Source organism: Halomonas sp. BM-2019 (assembly GCF_017584085.1).
In genome coordinates this window covers 3,784,944-3,787,161 of sequence record NZ_CP071922.1, presented here as the reverse complement: position 1 = coordinate 3,787,161, position 2,218 = coordinate 3,784,944, and the positions used below count along the sequence as shown (strand labels likewise).

The following is a 2,218-nucleotide window of genomic DNA, read 5'->3' as shown; positions in this document are numbered from 1 at the left end:
CCTCCCACTCCCAGTCGCCGCGACGGGAAAGGCCGCCGCCGCCCTCGCCGCGGGTCTTCACCGTCTGCAGGAGCCGGCCATCGACGCGACGCAGGCGCAGGGCCATGCGCGCCGCCTCCAGGTCGCCCGCCGGGGTGTCGAAATAGGTGTTGCCGAGCTGGCGAACCCGCGGCGCCAGGTCGGCCAGCAGAGGGTGGTGACGCAGCGTTTCGGGGCCTTCTGGGCCTAAGGCGAGCTTGAGCTCAATCTCGTGACTCATGGCACGGCTACCTCACTTCGATGAAACATGGATGATTTTTTCATGACGGTGCCCGGGGTGGCCTCTATACTGTCGCCGCCCATTCCCCAGTGCACAGAATCCCAATGGTCACACCCAACCCGTTCGCGGCGATGTTCGGTCGCTCGCCATTCCAGCCGCTGCTGGCCCACATCGTCAAGGCGCAGGAGTGCGCCGACCAGCTGCTGCCGTTCTTCGAGGCCTCGCTGGTGGGCGACTGGGAGACCGCCGCCCGAATCCGTGAGACCGTCACGCGTCTGGAGCACGAGGCCGACGAGCTCAAGACCGAGCTGCGCCTCAACCTGCCCAACACCCTGTTCCTGCCGGTCTCCCGCACCGACCTGCTGGAGCTGATCACCGTACAGGACAAGATGGCCAACAAGGTGCGCGATATCACCGGCATCATGCTCGGCCGTACCATGCAGATGCCCGAGCCCCTGGTCCAGCCGATGCGCGACTACATGCGCACAGCGGTGGCCTGCGTGACCCAGGCCCGCCAGGCCATGGAGGAGCTCGGCGCGCTGCTGGAGTCCGGCTTCGGGCGCAACGTCTCCGACGTGATGCAGCGCCTGATCCGCGAGCTCCATGTACTCGAGCACCAGGCCGATGCCCAGCAGGTGGCCATCCGCCGCCAGCTCTTCGAGCTGGAGAGCCAGCTGCCGCCGGTGGACGTGGTCTTCCTCTACAAGATCATCGACTGGGTCGGGGAACTCTCCGATCGCGCCGAGCGCGTCGGCAGCCGCCTGCAGATCCTCATGGCCCGCTGAGGCCCTTCGCGAGACGCCCCCGGCGATCCCGGGCGGCACCGCGCACGCCACTCCCGACAGCCACATAGGACCCAACCCCTATGTCGATCATCGCGCAGCACGGCGAAATCTTCATCATCCTGGCCTGCCTGTTCGGCTTCTTCATGGCCTGGGGCGTCGGTGCCAACGACGTGGCCAACGCCATGGGCACCTCGGTGGGCTCCAAGGCCATCACCATCCGCCAGGCGATCATCATCGCCGTGATCTTCGAGTTCCTCGGCGCCTGGCTGGCCGGCGGCGAGGTGACCGCGACCATCCGCGGCGGCATCGTCGACCCGGCGCTGCTCCAGGCCGACCCTCAGCTACTGGTCTACGGCATGCTCTCGGCGCTGCTGGCGGCGGCCATCTGGCTGATGGTCGCCTCGGCCAAGGGCTGGCCCGTCTCCACTACCCACTCCATCGTCGGGGCCATCGTCGGCTTCGGCGCCGTGGGGCTGGGCATGGAGGCGGTGGCCTGGGGCCGGGTAGGCACCATCGCCTCGAGCTGGGTGATCTCGCCGCTGCTGGCCGGCACCATCGCCTTCGTGCTCTTCAAGTCGGTGCAGCACCTGATCTTCGAGGCCAGGGACCCCTTCGCCTCCGCCAAGCGCTATCTGCCGGTCTACGTCTTCCTGGTCGGCTTCATCGTCGCCATGGTCACCCTCACCAAGGGGCTGACCCACGTCGGCCTCGACCTCTCCTTCGGCCAGAGCTTCCTGCTCGCGCTGGTGTTCGGGGCGATCATCATGGTCATCGGTACCCTGATGGGGCGTCGCATCCGGTACGAGCGACGCGCCGAGGACCACTTCGGCTATGGCAACGTGGAGCGGGTGTTCGGGGTGCTGATGATCTTCACCGCCTGCGCCATGGCCGTCGCCCACGGCTCCAATGACGTGGCCAACGCCGTGGGCCCGCTGGCCGCAGTGATCAGCGTGGTGCGCAGCGACGGCGTCATCGACAGCGCCGCCCTGGTGCCCTGGTGGGTGCTGGTGCTGGGTGGCGGTGGCATCGTCTTCGGCCTGGTCACCTATGGCCACAAGGTGATCGCCACCGTGGGCACCGGCATCACCGAGCTGACCCCCAGCCGCGGCTTCGCCGCCACCCTGGCCGCCGCCAGCACCGTGGTGCTGGCCTCGGGCACCGGCCTGCCGATCTC

General features: G+C 68.0%; 3 protein-coding genes. 2 read left to right on the top strand and 1 reads right to left on the bottom strand.

The window, feature by feature from the left end; genetic code table 11:
• Positions 1-259, bottom strand: a 259-nt coding sequence (locus tag J5F18_RS18740) for a CYTH domain-containing protein (RefSeq protein WP_346300034.1), incomplete at its 3' end; no start/stop codon positions are given.
• Between the two features lie 104 nt (positions 260-363).
• Here J5F18_RS18740 and J5F18_RS18735 point away from each other — a divergent pair.
• Complete coding sequence (locus tag J5F18_RS18735; protein WP_346300033.1) at positions 364-1,044, top strand: TIGR00153 family protein; 681 nt, start codon at positions 364-366, stop codon at positions 1,042-1,044.
• Between the two features lie 80 nt (positions 1,045-1,124).
• Positions 1,125-2,218: inorganic phosphate transporter (locus J5F18_RS18730; RefSeq protein WP_346302268.1), on the top strand; the 1,094-nt coding region annotated here is incomplete at its 3' end.

Coding starts and splice junctions, on each gene's coding strand:
- J5F18_RS18735 (WP_346300033.1), top strand. CDS start 364: ATGGTCACACCCAACCCGTTCGCGGCGATGTTCGGTCGCTCGCCATTC.